Origin of the sequence: Streptomyces sediminimaris (assembly GCF_047049295.1) — a bacterium.
GTDB classification, from domain to species: Bacteria; Actinomycetota; Actinomycetes; order Streptomycetales; family Streptomycetaceae; genus Streptomyces; species Streptomyces sediminimaris.
The window spans coordinates 6,336,783-6,354,858 of sequence record NZ_JBJWOT010000001.1 but is presented as its reverse complement, the minus strand read 5'-3'; the positions used below and the strand labels follow the sequence as shown (position 1 = coordinate 6,354,858).

Below are 18,076 nucleotides of genomic sequence, written 5' to 3'. Positions count from 1 at the left end.
CCCGCCAGCGGGACAAGCCGCCGAAAATTCATGCCCGCCGGCGCTGATTGAGAGGCTGCAATTCATGAGTTCCGGTGAAAGTGCCGTCAGCATCGACTCCACGCTAGCCGCCGTCGACTCGTGGCTGACCGAATACATTTCGGCCCGCCATCCGGATATCGGTCGCATCGGACCCATCTGCCCGTTCGTTGCGCCCTCGCGCAAGAACCGGACGATGGAGATACGGGTGCGGTTCGTCGGTCACTCGCCCACGGCCGAACTCATCGAGGAGATCGCCCGCAGCAGTCTGCGCGAGTACGGGCTGATCTCCTGGCAGGGCCGCAACCCCATGCTGCGGGCGATGGTCGTAGCCCTGCCCGACCTGCGCTCCGAGGACACGAAGCTGCTCGACGAGGCGCAGCTGCGCGTGAAGGACGAGTTCGTCGCGCAGGGCCTCATGGTGGGACAGTTCCACGAGAACTGTGAGGTTCCGGCGGCCCGGAACCCGGACTTCGCGGTGAGCAAGGCGCCGGTCCCGGTCCTGGCGATCCGCGCGATCGCCCTGCACGACATCTTTTTCCTCGCCGAGCACCGGCACTGGTTCGAGAAGTACCGGGAGAAGTTCGGGCAGTTCTACACCCCGCAGGCGATGGAGACCGAGGACCGGTTCCGGGTGGAGCACTACCGGCGGGCGGCCCAGACGTACGGCTACCCGGCATAGCGTGCGGCCGGCAAACGCGGCCAACGCCGAGGCGGCGGGCCCGGTTGGGGGCCCGCCGCCTCGTGTGCCCGCGACCGCGGGCGCCGGTCACCGCCGGTGGGAGCTGTGCGCCCCGGTCAGGAGGGGGCAGTGCCGGCCGCTACGCGCTCCAGGGCGGTGCGGGCCAGCCGGTGGATCCCGGCCGGGTCGGGAAGGCGCACGTTGACGAACGAGAGGATGTCGCCACTGGCGGCGACCGCCCAGGAGCCCTCGATCCTGTAACCGTCGGAGGTCGTCACCCACCGGGTGACGACGCCCTCGCCGACGCTGTCCTCAAGCGGTTCGACGGCGGCCTTGGTCACGTCGAACTGCATGCCGTCGTTCAGCTGCATGCGGTAGCTGTCGCACTTGTTCAGGGCCTCCACGAACTCCTGGAGGATCCGCTGGGCGGCGTCACCGCGGAACCGCGCGACGTGGTGGAAGACCACCGAGCCGACGACGTTGGTGTAGAGCCCGGCCGCGTGGTCCACCGCCTCCGGATGGGAGCCGTGCGTGAGCGTGTTGATCAGTTCGATGAGGACACGGCCGGACTCGTCACCGGAGACGAAGACGGGGTCGTACGCGACGCTGGGCTCCTCGCCGAAGAACGACTCCTCGAGATCGTCCTCGGTCAACAGGAACGGCTCCACGGTGTCGCCCATCAGGCTTCTCCCATCTGGCGTACGAGGCTGAGCGGACGCATATCGGTCCAGTTCTCCTCGACATAATCCAGGCACGATTGCCGGTCGGTCTCCTTGAGGGCCACGGTCCAGCCCGCCGGCACCTCGGCGAAGGCCGGCCACAGCGAATGCTGGCCTTCCTCATTGACGAGCACGAGGAACGTGCCATCGGGGTCGTCGAAAGGATTGGACATTCTCTGCTCCCTCAGTAGGGCAACGGACACACGCATTTCTCTCGCGGAATACCGCGGCGACGGAAATGACGCTCGCAGGGCGCCAGTCATTCCCTGATCGGCGCCTTCTGGGAATTCACATTATCCGGCTCCGGGCCGGTGAGGAAGGTCTCTTGTCCGCCACCCGTCCGTCCCGCCGGCGGGACAGCCGGGCCGGTGCCCGGGGGCACCGACCGTAGGGGGTAGATCAGCTGGAGCAGGGGGCCTGCCATCGCCGTGGTGACGAGAGCCATCACGACCATGACGGAGTACAGCTTGCCGTCGAGTGCCCCGAGTTGAAGACCGACGGTGAGGATGATGAGTTCCGTCAGGCCCCGTGTGTTGATCAGCACGGCGAGCGCGGACGCCGGACGGTTCTGCATACCGGCGGCGCGTGCCACGACGAAGGCGCCGACGAACTTGCCGCCCACCGCGACGGTCAGGATGAGGCCGAGCTGCAGCAGGTCCGTGCCGTTCATGCCGGACAGGTCCACCTTCAGGCCCGCGACGATGAAGAACATCGGCAGCAGCAGGAAGTCGTTGAGGGAGGAGATGCGGTCGCGCACCTGGACGGTGACCTCCGACGGTTCGCGTGGTGCGCCGCGGCATGACCGCGCCGAGGACGAAGGCGCCGAAGATGAAGTGCAGGCCGATCCACTCGGTGAAGGCGGCCGACAGCAGCAGAGTGCTGAGGGTGAGGACCATCGCGGCCGGGTTGCCGGGTCCGCTGAACCGCCGGTGCTCCAGGAGACGGCGCAGCACGGGCCGCACGACGGTGAACATCAGCACGACGTACGGCACGAACAGCAGCAGGAGCCACTGCGAGCCGGTGCCCGCCCCGATCATCGCCACCACCACCGCCAGCAGGGTCCAGGCCAGGACGTCGTCGATCGCCGCACAGGCAAGCGCGACCGTTCCGAGCCAGGTGCGCTGCATGCGCGGTCGGCGAGGATCCGGGCCAGCACCGGGAACGCGGTCACGGACATCGCCGCTCCCATGAACAGGACGAAGCCCGTCCGGTCGCCGGTCGGGTGGCTGTCGAACAGGTACAGGGCGAGCAGCGCACCGAGCAGGAACGGCAGGATGATGGAGCCGACCGCGACGGTGCCCGCCACGAACCGGCGTCCGCGCATCAGACCCGCGTCCAGCTCCGCGCCGACGGAGAACATGAACAGGGCCACGCCGATGTTGGCGAGGGCGGTGAGGAAGGGCCGGATGTCCTCGGGGAACAACGCGTCGGAGACGGCGCCGTTCAGCACTGTCGGCCCCAGCAGCACGCCGAGGAACACCTCGCCGATGACGGGAGGCTGCCGTAACCGCCGGGTCACGGCGCCGGCGGCGTAGGCCATGAGTGAGATCGCGGCCAGGGCGAGGAAGAGCGTGGTCACCTGATGGGTACTCATGCCGTACGCTCCCGATGACGCGGTTCGGTGATCTGCGGTCGTCAGTCGTCGTGCCTGTGGTCGGGCTTCGGACGCGGCGTCAGGTGATGCGTGCCTTCTCACGTGGCAGCCGGGTGTGCCGGCCGCTCTCCACCAGACGCCTGGTGCGGTCCAGGGCGTCCCACACGTCGGTGAAACGGGTGTATGCGGGGGACGGTCCGATGCGCAACCGGTCCGGTTCCCGGTAGTCGCAGACGACGCCCTCGTCGTCCGCGAGGGCGCGGCAAATCCGCCAGGCGTCCGGGTGCCACAGGGTGACGTGAGAGCCACGCCGGTCCGGGTCCTCGGGTGATGCCAGGCGGAAGCCGAGCGGTGAGAGCCAGCGGGCCGCGAGGTCCACGGCCAGTTCGCCGAGCAGCCGCCCCTTGGCCCGCAGCCGGTCGACCCCCGCCTCCTCGACCAGGGCGAGCGCGGGCACGAGCGCGGCGGTGGAGAGCATCGGCGGCGTGCCCGTCAGGAACCGGTCGACCGTCTCGACGGGGTCGTAGTCGGCCGCCATGGCGAACTGGTCGCGCTGTCCGAACCAGCCCTGGATCGGCTGCCGCAGCCGCCGCTGGAGCGAGCGGCGGACATAGAGGAAGGCGGGCGAGCCGGGGCCGCCGTTGAGGTACTTGTAGGTGCAGCCGACGGCGAGGTCCGCGCCGTCCTCGGTGAGCCGGACCGGGACCGCCCCGGCGGCGTGCGACAGGTCCCACAGCACCAGCGCCCCGGCCTCGCGGGCCAGGGCATTGACCGCGGCCATGTCGGCCAGCGCACCGCTGCGGTAGGCCACGTGCGACAGGACGACCAGCGCCACCTGGTCGTCGAGTGCGGCCCGCAGTCGCTCCGGGTCCAGGCCCCGGTCCGGGTCGGAGTGCACGAGGCGCAGGTCGAGGCCGCGCTGGCGGGCCAGCCCCTGGGCGACGTACCGGTTGGTGGGGAAGTCGTCGGCGTCCACGACGAGGGAGCGCCGGCCGGGGGCGTGATCGAGCGCCGCCCAGGCCAGCTTGTACAGGTTGACGGTGGTCGAGTCGGAGAGCACCACCTCGCCGGGGCCGACGCCGAGGACGTGCTCCGCGAGCCGGTCGCCGATCCGCCGATTCCAGTCGATCCAGTCGTTCCAGGAGCGGATCAGGCCGCGGCCCCAGCCGCCCCGGATCACGTCGGCGACGAAGTCCGGGGTGTCGGCGGGCAGCTTCCCGAGCGAGTTGCCGTCCAGGTAGAGCAGGCCGGGCTCGGCGTGTACGAATCGGTCGCGCAGATGGCCGAGCGGGTCCTCCCGGTCGTACCGTTCGGCTTCCTCGCGGGTGCCGTCGAAGCGACTCACCGGCGAGGGGAGGATGTCGGTCGTCATGCGGTCACCTCTGCAGATGGGTCGTCGCGGTCGTCCCGGTCGTCGGGGAGCCGCAGCTGGGCCAGGACCGCGCGGCCGAGCGGCGTCGCCGGGTCGGCGAGGTCGTACGGCAGGTCGAAGTGGTTGCGATGCGCTTCCACGACGTCTGCCGCGAGCGCGCCGCGGCCTCGCAGGGCCTGGGCCATCAGGTCGTGCTGGCGCACGTACTCCTCGGTCTCGACGCCGCCACGGGCCAGGACGACCGGAGGGAGCTCGTCCGGCAGCAGTTCGGGCGGGCTGCTGCGGCGGACGGCGTCGGCGTCCAGCCGCAGCGCCTCGTTGACGTAGGAGCGGCTGACCGGTTCGAGGTCGTAGATCCCGCTGAGCAGGGTGACGCCGGCGAGCAGCTCGGCCGCCACGGGTTCGCCCGGTCCGGCCGGGACGAGGGCCATCGCGGCGAGGTGGGCGCCGGCCGAGGTGCCGCTGAGGTGTATCCGGCGCGGGTCGACGCCGAGGTCGTCGGCGTTCTCGTGGATCCAGCGGACGCACCGGCGCACGCCGGCCACGATCTCGTCCAGCGGGGTGACCGGGGCGAGCCCGTAGCCGACGGCGGCGAACGCGGCGCCGGCGCGGCGGAAGGCGAGCGCCGCGAACGCCGAGCTGCGCTCGGTGAGTTCCTGCCAGTTGCCGCCGTGCACGAAGACATGGACCGGAGCGGGTGCCGGTCCCGCGGGCCAGAAGTCGAGCTTCTCGGCGGATCCCGGGCCGTAGCGCAGTCCGGTGCGGACGCCGGGGGCGCGGCGGGCCCGCGCGCTGAGGGCGGCGTACTCGTCGAGGTAGTGCCGCAGGCTCGGCACCAGGTGGCTCGGCGAGTACGCGCGGTCCAGCCGGGCCCCGGTCAGGTGGGAGGGCGCGGTCATGTGAGGTCCGTTTCGCGCAGGACCGCGGACAGGAGGGCTCCGACCTGGGTGAGCGAGCCCAGGCGGGACAGCAGGGTGCCGTGCTCGCCGGGGACGACGTGGGTGCGGACCTCTCCGGTGAGGTACGGCCGCCAGGCGGCGGCGGTGGCCTCGGGCTTCTGCTGGTCGGTGGCGGCGAGGAGCAGGATGTCCCCGTCGAACACCGCGGGCCGGTAGTCGATCATCAGGTGGTTGTTGTTGGCGGAGATCGCCGTGATCGCGCGCAGCCGTTCCTCGTCCAGGGCTCCCAGGGCGCTGCCGCGCTCGCGCAGCAGTTTCATGACCTCGTCGAAGACGAACACCTCCGCGTCGAACAGGTCGGGGTCGAGACCGACGAGCCGCATCAGGTACTCCAGGTGGGGGCGCATGTTTCGGTCGTCCAGCGGTGGCACGTCGTCGTGGGTCAGGCCCAGCCAGCCGGGGTGGACGTCGACGACGATCAGTGACTGCACGGTCCGCCCGCGCCGTTGCAGCTCGGTGGCGAGGGCGTGCGCCGCCAGTCCGCCGAACGACCAGCCCAGGAGGCGGTACGGCCCCTCGGGGAAGGCGGCCTCCAGGTGGTCGGCGTAGTCGGCGGCCATCTCCGCCATGTCGGCCGGGAGTTCGTCCTCCGGCCGGGCCAGGCCCCGGGCCTGCACCGCGTAGACGGGGACGTCCGGATCGACATGGCGGATCAGGCCCATGTACGACCAGCCGATGCCGCCGCCGGGATGCACGCAGAACAGCGGCGGTTCGTTGCCGGTGGCGCGCAGCGGCAGGATGACGTCGTAGCCGCTGTCGGCGTCGTCCAGATCCATCCGGGCGGCGATCCCGGCCGGGGTCGGCGACTCGAACAGGGTGCGCAGGCCGACGTCCACGCCGAAGGCCGACTTGATCCGGGCGATGAGCCGGGTGGCGAGCAGGGAGTGCCCGCCGAGGTCGAAGAAGTTGTCGTCGAGCCCGACGGAGGGCACGCCGAGGAGTTCGGCGAAGAGTTCGCACACCACCTGCTCGTGCGGGGTGCGCGGGGCGCGGGCGGCGGCGCCGATGCGCGGGTCGTGCCGGGGCAGGGCGGCCCGGTCGAGCTTCCCGTTCGGCGTCAGCGGCAGAGCCTCCAGGGGGACGAACACCGAGGGCACCATGAAGGCGGGCAGCCGCTCCTGCGCGAACTCGCGCAGCGACGTCACCAGGGCGGCGTCGCCGCGTGCCGCGGTCGGGTCGTTGGTGAAGCGCGCCACCGGCTCCGCTGCGCCGGACGCGGGCGGTGCGGAGCCGAGCACGGTCGGCAGGGGGTCCGGTGCGCAGGGCAGGGCGGCAGCGTCGGCGAAGACCACGTCGACCCGGTCGCGAGCGCTGTCCGACCAGGTGACGGCGACCCGGTAGGACAGCCGCTCCCCCAGCTCGTACCAGTCGTCGACCCCGGCGTCGGCGTCCGGGGCGGGTGACAGCTCGCCGGTGCGCAGGGCAGCCGCGAGGGCCACGTCGGCGGTGACCCGGGGGTTGGGCACGTCCTTGACGACCAGGGCCGCGGGCCGCTTCGACGCGAGCCGCTCGGCCACCGCGGACCGCCCGGCGACAGACGTCCACTCCACGGTCTCGGGGGCGAGGTCCGGGCCGGGGCGGCCGTCCCGCTTGCGCAGGACCACGTCGTAGCGGAAGCGAGTGAGTTCGGTGTCGTGCCGGCCGCGCTTGAGGCGTACGGACACCGCGCCCAGGTCCGGCAGCCGGTCCCGCAGGGCCGTGAAGTAGCCGGGGTCGATGAGGAGTTCGTTTTCCAGCCGGGTGGTCTGGGTGACGGCGTCGCGCAGCGCGGAGAGGTCGTGGGTGCCTGTCCGGGCGGCCTGGACCCCGGCGGCGAAGGCGTCCAGCAGCCGCAGGTTGCGCACGTCGCCGACGAAGACGGAGCCGCCGGGGGCGAGCAGTCGCAGGGCTGTGGCGAGGACGTCGGTCAGGTAGTCGGCGTTCGGGAAGTACTGCACGACCGAGTTGACGACGACCGTGTCGAAGTGCCCTTCGGGCAGGCCGGCGAGTTCGTGCGCGGCCTGGGCCCGCAGGTGGACGCGGCCGGCCAGGGCGGGGTCGGCCGCCACCCGGCGCCGCAACGCCTCCACGACGGTGGGCGAGAAGTCGGTGGCCACGTACTCCTGGGTGCCGGGCGCCAGGCGGGCGAGCAGCAGACCGGTGCCGACACCGATCTCCAGAACCCGGCCGGGGTTCAGCTCGCGGATGCGCTCGACGGTGCGCTCGCGCCACTCCCGCATGGCGTGGCCGGCGATGGGCTGTCCGTCGTAGCTGCTGACCCAGCCGGTGAAGTCCTCGCCGAGGGCCGCGTCCGACTCGTCCCGCTCGGCTCCGTACAGGGAGTCGTGGACCTGAAGCCACTCGCCGACCTGTTCGGCCTCCGCCTGCCGGTCTCGTTCGGCGACGCCGGGTACGACGTATGCGACCAGCTGCGCCTCCTCGGCGAGGTCGCGGCGCAGCACCGCCGCGGCCTGGGTGACGCCGGGGTGGTCGAGCAGGACGGCCTCGACCTCACCGGGCTCGATGCGGAAGCCGCGGAGCTTGACCTGCTGGTCGACGCGGCCGGCGTACTCCAGGACGTGGTCGGGGGTCCAGCGGGCGAGGTCGCCGGTGCGGTACATGCGCAGGCCGGGCGGCCCGAAGGGACAGGCGACGAACCGTTCGGCGGTCAGCGCGGGACGCTCCAGGTAGCCGCGGGCGACGCCGGTCCCGGCCAGGTACAGCTCGCCGACCACGCCCGGCGGGACGGGCCGCAGCGCGGCGTCGAGCACATAGGTGTCCATGTTCGCCATCGGCCGTCCGATCGGCACCGACGTGCCGAGCGCGGGGGCGTCGGCGGCGGGCACGGGGTGGTAGCTGGCGAAGGTGGTCGCTTCGGTGGGGCCGTAGCCGTCGACCACCAGCAGCCGCGGATGGGCCGCCAGCAGGCGCCGCACAGAGGCCACGGGCACCGGCTCGCCGCCGGCCCACACCTGCTCGACGCCGGCGAAGCAGCCCGGCTCGAGGTCGGCCATCAGGTTGAACAGGGAGCTGGTCAGCCACAGCGAGGTGATCCGCCGCCGCGTGATGACATCGGCGAGCGTGTGGGCGTCGAGTTCGCCGGGCGGCGCCAGCTCGATGCGGCCGCCGCTCAGCAGCGGCACCCACAGTTCGTACGTCGACAGGTCGAAGGCGAGCGGTGAGTGCAGCAGCACCCGGCGCTGGGCGCCGCCGTGCCAGCAGGGGTCGGCGGCGAAGTCGGCGATGTTGCGGTGGGTGACGACCACGCCCTTCGGACGGCCCGTCGATCCGGAGGTGTACATGATGTACGCCGCGTCGTCGCCCTCGGTTTCCACGAGGGGCGGTGCGGGCGGCGTGCGGTGGTCCGGCCGGGGGTCGAGCACCAGCAGCGGCGTCCCGAAGTCGTCCAGGCCCGCCCGGGAGGCGGGGTCCGTCAGGAGCAGCACGCTGCCGGTCTCCGCCAGGACGAGGCGCTGGTGGGAGGCGGGGTAGCGTGAGTCGAGCGGGACGTAGGCCGCCCCCGCGCGCAGCACCGCGAGGATGGCGGCGACCAGGGCGGGCGAGCGCTGCATGAGCAGGGCGACCGCGCTGCCCCGGGTGACGCCCCGTTCGGCCAGGACGGCGGCCAGTCGCGCGGACCAGGCGTCGAGCTCGGCGTAGGTGAGGGTGGTGTCGTCGTCGACCACCGCGACGGCGTCCGGGGTGGCCGCGGCCCGGGCGGCGAAGAGGCCGGGCAGTCCGGCCGAGCGCAGGGGCAGGGCGGGCCCGGAAGCGGCGGCGAGCATCTCGTGCCGTTCGTGCGCGGCCAGCAGGTCCAGTCCGCTGACCGGCCGGCTCGGCCCGGCCACCGCCGACTCCAGCAGCCGCACCCAGCGGGCGAAGAGGTCGCGTACGGTCGCGGCGTCGTAGAGGTCGCTGGCGAATTCGACGACACCGGCGATCCCGTCGGCCGCGCCCTGCGCGCCACGCTGCTCTGCGAGGCTGAAGAACAGGTCGAACTTGGCTGTGCCGGTGCGTCCGTGGGCGATCTCCACGTCCAGGCCGGGGAGCTGGAAGGTGCCCTCGGAAGCGTTCTGGAGGGCGAACATCACGCCGAAGAACGGATGCCGGCCCAGTGAGCGCGGCGGGTTCAGCTTCTCCACCAGGTACTCGAACGGCACGTCCTGGTGCGCGTAGGCGGCCAGCGCGGTCTCCCGGACCCGGGCCACCAGCTCCTCGAAGGTGGGGTCGTCGGACAGATCGGTGCGCAGCACCAGCGTGTTGACGAAGAAGCCGATCAGCTGGTCCAGGGTCTGGTCGGTGCGTCCGGCGATCGGGCTGCCGGTGACGATGTCGGTGCCCGCGCCGAGCCGGTGCAGCAGGGCGGACAGGCCTGCCTGGAGCACCATGAACAGGGTCGCGCCGGTCTGCCGGGCCAGGTCGGCCAGCCGCTCGTGGAGCGCGGCCGGGATCCGTAGGGTGACGTAGTCGCCCCGGTAGGAGGCCACCGGCGGGCGGGGGCGGTCCGTGGGCAGCTCCAGTGCCGCCGGGGCACCGGCCAGCTGGCGTGTCCAGTAGGCGAGCTGGCGGGCCAGCAGGCTGTCGGCGTCGTCGTGGTCGCCGAGCAGCTCGTTCTGCCACAGCGTGTAGTCGGCGTACTGGACCCGAAGTTCGTCCCAGTCGGGCGCCGCCCCGGCGGTGCGGGCGGCGTAGGCGCGGGCCAGGTCGCCGGCGAGCGGGCCGAGGGACCAGCCGTCTCCGGCGATGTGGTGCACCACCAGCAGCAGGACGTGCTCGTCGGGGGCGAGCCGGAACAGGTCGGCGCGCACCGGGGGCTCCGTCGCGAGGTCGAACGGGTAGCGCGCGGCCGGCTCCAGCGCGGTCGGCAGCTCCTGCTCGGTGACCGCCCGCTCGTGCAGGACCAGCTTCGCCGACTCGGGGGCGAGGATCATCTGACGGGGCACTCCCCCGTCGTCCGGGAATACCGTGCGCAGGCTCTCGTGACGGGCGACGACGTCGGTCAGCGCGGCTTGGAGGGCCTGGCGGTCGAGCGAGCCGGTCAGCCTGAGGCCGAGGGGGATGTTGTACATCCCGCCCAGGCCTTCCATCTGGTGGAGGAACCACAGGCGGCGCTGGGCGTACGACAGCGGCAGCACCTCCGGGCGCGGCCGGCGTTCGAGGGCCGGGCGGGCCGCGCCGCCCTCCTCGAGCCGGGCGGCCACCCCGGCCGGGGTGGAGGCCTCGAACAGCGTCCGCAGCGGCAGTTCGACGCCGAACATGGCGCGCAGCCGGGCGATGAGCTGGGTGGCGAGCAGCGAGTGGCCGCCGAGGTCGAAGAAGCCGTCGTTCACCCCGACCCGCGCGAGACCGAGCACCTGGGCGAAAAGGTCGCACACGATGTCCTCCTGCGGGGTGCGCGCCTCGCGGGAGGAGCCGCTGACGACGATGTCCGGTGCGGGCAGCGCCGTGCGGTCCAGCTTGCGGTTCGGGGTCAGCGGCAGGGCGTTCAGGGGGACGAACGCTGACGGCACCATGTAGTCAGGGAGCCGTTCGCGCAGGTGCTCGCGCAGCCGGGCGATGAGGGCGCCGGTGTCGCGTGCCGTCAGCGGGCTGTTGGTGAACGACGACAGGCCGGCCCGGGAGGACGGGGAGACGGCCGGCCGGTAGAGACCGGCCGGCGGCCCGGACGCCGGGTGCGAAGCCGGGATGGCCGCGGAGTGGGCGAAGACGGCCTCCAGGGCGTTCGGGTCGGACGCCGACCAGGTGACCCACACCCGGTAGCCATGGGCGGCCGCGAGCTCGTACAGATCCTCCGGTTCGACGCCGTCGCCGGCCGGTGCGGCGGGCGGCCGGGTGCCGTCCCGCACCGCCTGTGCGAGGGCCGCCTCCGCGGCGATACGTCCGTTCGGGATGCCGGTGACGCGCACGGCCGCGGGGCGTTCGCCGGTGAGCAGCGCGGCCAGCCCGGCCGCGCCGTCGGCGGGCCAGGGCCGCTGTGCGGTCTCGGTGATCCGGTGGACCGGGGCGCCCTGCTTGCGCAGGACGACGTCGTACCGGTAGCGGGTCATCTCGTTGTGCGCCCGGCCCCGCTTGACCTGGACGGTGTGCGCGGTCAGTGCGGGCGTCCGCTGCTGGAGCGCGGGGAAGAAGTCGGGGTCGACCAGCAGTTCCTTCTCCAGGATCACAGCGTGCTCGACGGCCCGGCGCAGTTCGCCGGGGTCGTCGCCGGTGCGCCCCCGGGCGGCCTGCACACCGGTGGCGAAGGTCCGTTGCAGGCGCAGGTCGCGTACGTCGCCGAGGAAGACGGCGCCGCCCGGGGCGAGTAGCCGCAGGGCACCGCTGATCACCCGTTCGAGATAGTCGGCGTGCGGGAAGTACTGGATCACCGAGTTGAGGACGACGACGTCGAAGTGCTCCTCGGGGAGGTTCTCGGTGTCGTGCGCCGGGCGCACCAGCAGGCGGACCCGCTCGGCGAGTTCCGGGTCGGCGGCCACATGGCCGCGCAGGGTCTCGATCACCGACGGGGAGATGTCCGTGCCCCAGTAGGCCTCGCAGTCGGCGGCGAGCCGGGACAGCAGCAGTCCGGTGCCGACGCCGATCTCCAGCATGCGCCGGGGCCGCAGTTCGCGGATGCGGTCCACCGTGTGGTCGCGCCACTCGCGCATCTCGTCGAGCGGCAGGGGCCGGCCGTCGTAGCTGCTGTTCCAGCTGGCGAAGTCCTCGCCGAAGGGCACCGGGCCGGAGGCTGCGTAGACCGTGTCGTAGAGGTCCCGCCAGGCGTCGAGCTGGTCGTGCTCCCGGTCGCGGCCGCTGTCCGGCGAGGCGCCGGCGGCGTCCGGCACGACGTAGGCCACCAGGCGCCGGTCGCCCGGCCGGTCCTCGCGGACGACGGCCGCCGCCTGGGCGACCTCCGGGTGGGCGGCGAGCACCGACTCGATTTCGCCCAGTTCGATGCGGAAGCCACGGAGCTTGACCTGGTGGTCGATCCGGCCCGCGAACTCCAGGTGGCCGTCGGCGGTCCAGCGGACCAGGTCGCCGGTGCGGTACATGCGGGTCCCGGCGGGGCCGTGGGGATCCGCGGTGAAGCGTCCGGCGGTCAGGGACGGCCTGCCGAGGTAGCCGCGGGCCAGTCCGTCGCCGGCGAGGTACAGCTCGCCGAGCGTGCCGGGCGGCACCGGGCGCAGTGACGCGTCCAGCACGTAGACCCGGGTGTTGCGGATCGGGCGGCCGATGACGGTGTCGGTGCGGCCGGACAGGGCGGCGGCGGTGGACCAGATCGTCGTCTCGGTCGGGCCGTAGACGTTGAGCACCTCACGGCCGGTCTCGCGCAGGCGGGCGGCCAGCGGCGCCGGCAGCGCCTCGCCGCCGACCAGCATGCACAGTCCGCGCAGCGCGTCGAGGTCGTGGGCGGCGACCATCTGCCACCAGGACGGGGTCGCCTGGACGACGGTCACACCGGTCCGCCGGATCAGCTCGACGAGGGCGGCGGGCCGGGCGACCGTCTCCTCGGCCGCGAGCACCACCCGTGCCCCGCAGGCAAGCGGCAGGAAGATCTCCAGCGCGGCGATGTCGAAGGCGATCGTCGTCACCGCGAGCAGCGCGTCCTCGGGGCCCGTCGGCACCAGCTCGCGCATGCCGAGCAGGAGGTTGGTCAGCGCGCCGTGCTCCACGACGACGCCCTTGGGGCGGCCGGTGGATCCGGAGGTGAAGATCACGTACGCCGCGTCCCGGGGTCCGGGGCGTACGTCCGGGGCCTCGGGTCCCTCGGCGACGGCGGCCCGCACCCGCGGGTCGTCGAGAGCCAGCGAAGTCCCGCAACCGTCTGGCAGCTCCGCCAGCGTCGCCTTGGTACCCACGACCAGCGCGGGATGCGCCTCCCGCAGGATCAGCCCGGTCCGCGCGACCGGATGGGCCGGGTCGAGCGGGACGTGGGCGGCGCCGGTCTTGGCGATCGCCAGCAGCGCGACGACCAGGTCGGCCGAGCGCGGCAGCGCGACGGCGACCAGCCGGCCCGGTCCGGCGCCGTGCCGGGCGAGCACCCGGGCCAGCCGGTTCGACCGCTCGTGCAGCGCGCCGTAGGTCAGTTCCGCGTCGTCGGCGACGACCGCCATGGCGTGCGGCGTCCGTTCGGCCTGCCGGGCGAACAGCTCGGTGTACGGCACCTGTTCGCCCTCGGCGCGGGTCGCGTTGCGGTCGTGAAGCAGCGTGCGCCGCTCGGCCGCGTCCAGCACGTCGATCTCGCCGAGCCGCTGCGAGGGGTCGGCGGTGACCTGGGTGAGGAGCCGGGTCCACCGGCGGAACAGGCCGCGCACGGTATCCGGGTCGTACAGGTCGGTGGCGTACTCGACGGCGCCCTCGATGCCCGACGGCGCGCCGGTGGCGTCCCGGTGCTCGGCCATGCTGAAGAACAGGTCGAACTTGGCGGTGCCGGTCCGGCCGGACGACACCTCGACCTCCAGACCGGGCAGCCGGAAGCGGGCCTCGGGCGCGTTCTGGAGGGCGAACATCACCTGGAACAGCGGGTGGCGGCCCAGAGAGCGGGGCGGGTTCAGCACTTCCACCAGGTATTCGAACGGCACGTCCTGGTGGGCGTAGGCGTCCAGGGCGGTGTCGCGGACCCGGCGGACCAGTTCCTCGAAGGTCGGCTCGCCGGAGGTGTCGGTGCGCAGCACCAGGGTGTTGACGAAGAAGCCCGCCAGGTCGTCGAGCGCCTGGTCGGCGCGGCCGGCGATCGGGCTGCCGATCGGGATGTCGTGGCCCGCGCCGAGCCGGGACAGCAGGGCCGCCAGGCCCGCCTGGAGCACCATGAAGAGGGTGGCGCCGCAGCGCCGGGCCAGGGCGTCGAGCGCGCGGTGCAGGTCGGCCTCCCACTCCACGGTCAGGTAGTCGCCCCGGTATGAGGCGACCTCGGGGCGCGGCCGGTCGGTGGGCAGTGCCAGCTCGTCGGGCAGCCCGGCCAGCCTGCCGGTCCAGTGGGAGACCTGCTGGGCGAGGAGGCTGCCGGGGTCGTGCTGCTCGCCGAGGATCTCGTTCTGCCACAGCGTGTAGTCGGCGTACTGGACCGGCAGTTCGTCCCAGTCGGGCGCCGCCCCGGCGGTGCGGGCGGCGTAGGCGCGGGCCAGGTCGGTGGCGACCGGGGCGAGTGACCAGCCGTCCCCGGCGATGTGGTGGACCACCAGCTGCAGCACGTGGTCACGCGGCCCGGTCCGGAACAGGTGGGCCCGCAGTGGCGGATCGGTCATCAGGTCGATGGCGCAGCGGGCGCCGCGACGCAGCGCCTCCGGCAGTTCGTCCTCGCCGACGGCCGTCGTGACCAGCCGGGGTGCCGCCTCGTGCGGCGGGAGGACCCGCTGGCAGGGGACGCCGCCCGCTTCCGGGAAGACGGTCCGCAGGCTCTCGTGCCGCGCCACCAGGTCGCCGAGGGCCTGCTCCAGCGCCGCCCGGTCGAGCTCCCCGGTCAGGCGCAGTTGCATCGGGATGTTGTAGGTGGGGCTGGGGCCCTCCATCTTGTGCAGGAACCACAGCCGGCGCTGGGCGTAGGACAGTGGCAGCACCTCGGGGCGCGGGCGGCGCGCCAGAGCGGGCCGGGCCGGGCCCGCCGTGCCGAGCAGGGCTGCGACCGCCTCTGGGGTGAACGCCTCGAACAGGTCGCGCAGGCTCAGTTCGACACCGAAGGTGTGGCGCAGGCGGGCGGCCAGCCGGGTGGCGGTCAGCGAGTGCCCGCCGAGGTCGAAGAAGCTCTCGGTCACGCCGACCCTGGGCAGTCCGAGGACCTGGGCGAACAGCTCGCAGACGATCTGCTCCTGCGGTGTGCGCCCGGATCGCGCCAGGGCGGCGGTCCGCTCGGGTGCGGGCAGGGCGGCGCGGTCGAGCTTGCCGTTCGGGGTCAGCGGCAGCGCGTCCAGCAGCACGAACGCCGACGGCACCATGAACTTCGCGAGCTGGTCCTGCGCGAGGCGGCGCAGCTCCTCCACCAGCACGGTGGTGCCGGGAGCCGGTACGACATAGCCGACGAGGCGCTGGTGGCCGCCGTCCGTGCGGGGTACGACGGCCACGCCGCCGACGCCGGGATGGCGGGCGAGCACCGCCTCGATCTCACCCGGCTCGACCCGGAAGCCGCGGATCTTGACCTGGTGGTCCGCGCGGCCCAGGTACTCCAGCTCGCCCTGCCCGGTCCACCGGGCGAGGTCACCCGTGCGGTACATGCGCGCGCCGGGTTCTGCGAACGGGTCGGCGACGAACCGCCCGGCCGTCATGCCCGGTCGGCGCAGATACCCGCGGGCCGGGGCCACGCCGCCGAGGTACAGCTCGCCCGCTACGCCGGGCGGGGCCGGGCGCAGGTCGGCGGTGAGGACGTAGCACCGTGTGTGCGTGACCGGGCGGCCGAGCGAGGGTGTCGTCGGCCAGTCGGCGGGCTCAGCGGGCAGCGTCGTGCCGGTGACGACGTGGGTCTCGGTGGGCCCGTAGTGGTTGTGCAGGCGGCGGCCGGGGACGCGGGCGAAGAAGGTCCGCAGGGCGCTCGACGGGGTCAGCGCCTCACCGGCCTGGGCCACGTGGCGCAGCGACGGCAGGTCGAGGCCCTGCTCCAGTGCGGCTTGGGCGACCGCGTCGAGAACGAGGTTCGGCGCGTAGAGCTCGCTGATCTCCATGGCGTCGAGCCAAGTGGCCAGGCGCGCGGCGTCCTGCCGTGTCGCGTCGTCCGGCAGCACCAGCGTCTTCCCGGAGAGCAGCGCCGACAGGATCTCCTGGGCGGACACGTCGAAGCCGATCGCCGTGAACTGCGCGACTCGGGTGCCCACTCCTCCCCCGATACGGCGGTGGTGCCAGCGCATCAGGTTCATCAGGGGCGTCCCGGGCATGACGACGGCCTTCGGCGTCCCTGTGGAGCCCGAGGTGTACATGACGTAGACCGGGTGGTCTGCGGTCAGCGGAGCGGTGCGGTCGCCGGCGGACAGGTCGCCGGGCGCGCGGCCGGCGACGCGTGCGCGGGTGTCAGGGGCGTCGAGGACGAGCTGGGGCAGGCCCGCGGGAAGGCCGGCGGCGAGGCCGCTGTGGGTGAGCACCAGGTGCGGAGCGGCGTCGCTCAGGAGGAACTCCCGGCGGGCGTCGGGCAGTTCGGGGTCGACCGGCAGGTAGGCGGCGCCCGCCTTGAGCACGGCCAGCACCGCGGTCAGCAGTTCTGGCGAGCGGGGCAGGACGAGCGCGACGACGGTCTCCGGACCGACGCCGTGCGTGACGAGTTCGCGGGCCAGACGGTTGGCCGAAGCGTTCAGCCCGGCGTAGCTGAGCTGTTGCCCGTCGCCCCTCACCGCGACGGCGTCCGGGTGCATGGCGGCTTGCCGCTCGAACAGTTCGGGGAGGGTGCGCGCGGAGCCCTCCGGCTCACCGGTGCCGTCCGGTGCGCCCGCCTCCGCCTCGTCCGGCGCGTTCCACCGGTCGAGGACGAGCCGCCGTTCGGAACCGAGCAGCCCGTCGACCGCGCGGACCTGGCGGTCGGGGTGGTCGGCGAAGGTGCCCAGCACCTGGTGCAGCCGGTCCATCAGGGTCTGCGCGGCCGCCCGGTCGACCGCGTCGGCGCGGTGGTCGAGACGCAGGTACAGCCGTTCGCCCGGCGCGGCGAGCAGGGTGAGCGGGTAGTGGGTGGCGTCACGGCTCGCGCCGAGGACCAGCCGGAACCGGACGTCGCCCGCGTCGACGGCCCGGTCGGCGAAGGGGTAGTTCTCGAACACCAAGGCGGTGTCGAAGAGGTCGGCGACCGGTGCCTCCTGCTGGATGCCGGTCAGCCCGAGGTGGTGGTGGTCGGCGAGCGCGGACTGTTCGGCCTGCAACCGGGTCAGCAGGTCGCGCAGCGACTCGGCCGGGGCCCACCGCACCCGTACGGGGAGCATCGTGATGAACAGGCCGACCATCGACTCGACCCCGGGCAGATGCGCGGGCCGACCAGAGGCGATCGCGCCGAAGACGACGTCCTGACGGCCGGTCGCCCGGGCCAGCACCAGGCCCCAGGCAGCCTGAACGACGGTGTTGAGGGTGACGCCGAGGCCACGGGCTGTGTCCTCCAGGGCCGTGGTGAGCCGGGCGTCGGCGGGCTGGACGATGCGGTCGGGGAGCAGCAGGGAGCGGGGGGCGGCCGCGGAGAGCCGGGTCGCCGTGTCGATCCCGGCGAGCGCCGCCCGCCACGCCCGCCCGGCGGCACGCCGGTCCTGGCATCCCAGCCAGTCGAGGTACTCCTTGTACGGCGTGACGGGCGGCAGAGTGCGTGGGTCGCCGCCGGCGCCGTACAGCGTGAACAGCTCGCGCAGCAGAACTGGGGTGGACCAGCCGTCGAGGACGGTGTGATGGCTGGTCACGACGAGGCGGTGGCGCGCGGGGCCGTGTCGCAGCAGGCGGAAGCGGATCAGCGGCGGCTTCGACAGGTCGAACCGCTCGGCGAAGTCCGCCGCCGCCAGGCGCTCGCCCTCCGCCTCCGCCCGCGCGGCCGGCAGGCCGCCGAGGTCGGACTCGGTCCACGGCAGAGGCACGGTACGCGCCACGACCTGGAGCGAGCGGCCCGAGCGGGCCCGACGGAAACCGGTGCGCAGGACGGCGTGCCGGTCGATCAGGGCCCCGGCACAACCGCGCAGCAGGAAGGCGTCGAGGGGGCCCTCGACCTCGATCGTGTGCTGCACGGCGTACACGTCCGGGCCGGACCGGTCGTACTCGGTCTGGAACAGCAGCCCTTCCTGCATCGGGCTGAGCGGCAGGATGTCTTCCAGGCGGGACGGCTTCACCATG

8 protein-coding genes and 1 pseudogene are annotated in these 18,076 nt (G+C 73.1%); 1 reads left to right on the top strand and 8 read right to left on the bottom strand.

Annotated features, from left to right (window positions below; genetic code table 11):
- The first annotated feature begins 64 nt into the window (after positions 1-64).
- Entirely contained in the window at positions 65-700 is a 636-nt protein-coding gene (locus ACJ9NR_RS29315) for a DUF6875 domain-containing protein (protein WP_412491964.1), read from the top strand.
- Positions 701-816: 116 nt separating this feature from the next.
- Here ACJ9NR_RS29315 and ACJ9NR_RS29310 read toward each other — a convergent pair whose 3' ends face one another.
- The 8 genes and pseudogenes from ACJ9NR_RS29310 to ACJ9NR_RS29275 all read right to left on the bottom strand — a co-directional run bounded on the left by ACJ9NR_RS29310 (position 817) and on the right by ACJ9NR_RS29275 (position 18,075).
- Positions 817-1,380 carry a hypothetical protein gene (locus tag ACJ9NR_RS29310; RefSeq protein WP_412491965.1) on the bottom strand — a complete coding sequence of 188 codons (564 nt, stop codon included), beginning with the start codon at positions 1,378-1,380 and terminating at the stop codon, positions 817-819.
- The gene (locus ACJ9NR_RS29305; RefSeq protein ID WP_412491966.1) at positions 1,380-1,592 is read right to left on the bottom strand and encodes an MbtH family protein; all 213 of its coding nucleotides are present in this window, start codon (positions 1,590-1,592) and stop codon (positions 1,380-1,382) included. Before ACJ9NR_RS29305 ends, ACJ9NR_RS29310 begins: the two co-directional genes overlap by 1 nt.
- An 86-nt stretch (positions 1,593-1,678) precedes the next feature.
- The gene (locus ACJ9NR_RS29300) at positions 1,679-2,176 is read right to left on the bottom strand and encodes a cation:proton antiporter (protein WP_412491967.1); all 498 of its coding nucleotides are present in this window, start codon (positions 2,174-2,176) and stop codon (positions 1,679-1,681) included.
- 85 nt (positions 2,177-2,261) lie between these two features.
- A pseudogene (locus ACJ9NR_RS29295) lies at positions 2,262-2,546 on the bottom strand (cation:proton antiporter domain-containing protein); the annotation flags it as partial.
- Positions 2,453-3,013 (bottom strand): cation:proton antiporter domain-containing protein, encoded by a 561-nt coding sequence (locus tag ACJ9NR_RS29290; RefSeq protein WP_412491968.1) that lies wholly within the window; start codon positions 3,011-3,013, stop codon positions 2,453-2,455. The pseudogene ACJ9NR_RS29295 and the gene ACJ9NR_RS29290, both read right to left, overlap by 94 nt.
- Positions 3,014-3,092: 79 nt before the next feature.
- Complete coding sequence (locus ACJ9NR_RS29285) at positions 3,093-4,385, bottom strand: kynureninase (protein ID WP_412491969.1); 1,293 nt, start codon at positions 4,383-4,385, stop codon at positions 3,093-3,095.
- Positions 4,382-5,284, bottom strand: a complete 903-nt coding sequence (locus ACJ9NR_RS29280; RefSeq protein WP_412491970.1) for an alpha/beta hydrolase — start codon at positions 5,282-5,284, stop codon at positions 4,382-4,384. The genes ACJ9NR_RS29285 and ACJ9NR_RS29280 overlap by 4 nt, the downstream gene beginning before the upstream one ends.
- Positions 5,281-18,075, bottom strand: a complete 12,795-nt coding sequence (locus ACJ9NR_RS29275; protein WP_412491971.1) for an amino acid adenylation domain-containing protein — start codon at positions 18,073-18,075, stop codon at positions 5,281-5,283. The genes ACJ9NR_RS29280 and ACJ9NR_RS29275 overlap by 4 nt, the downstream gene beginning before the upstream one ends.
- Between the last annotated feature and the right edge of the window lies 1 nt (position 18,076).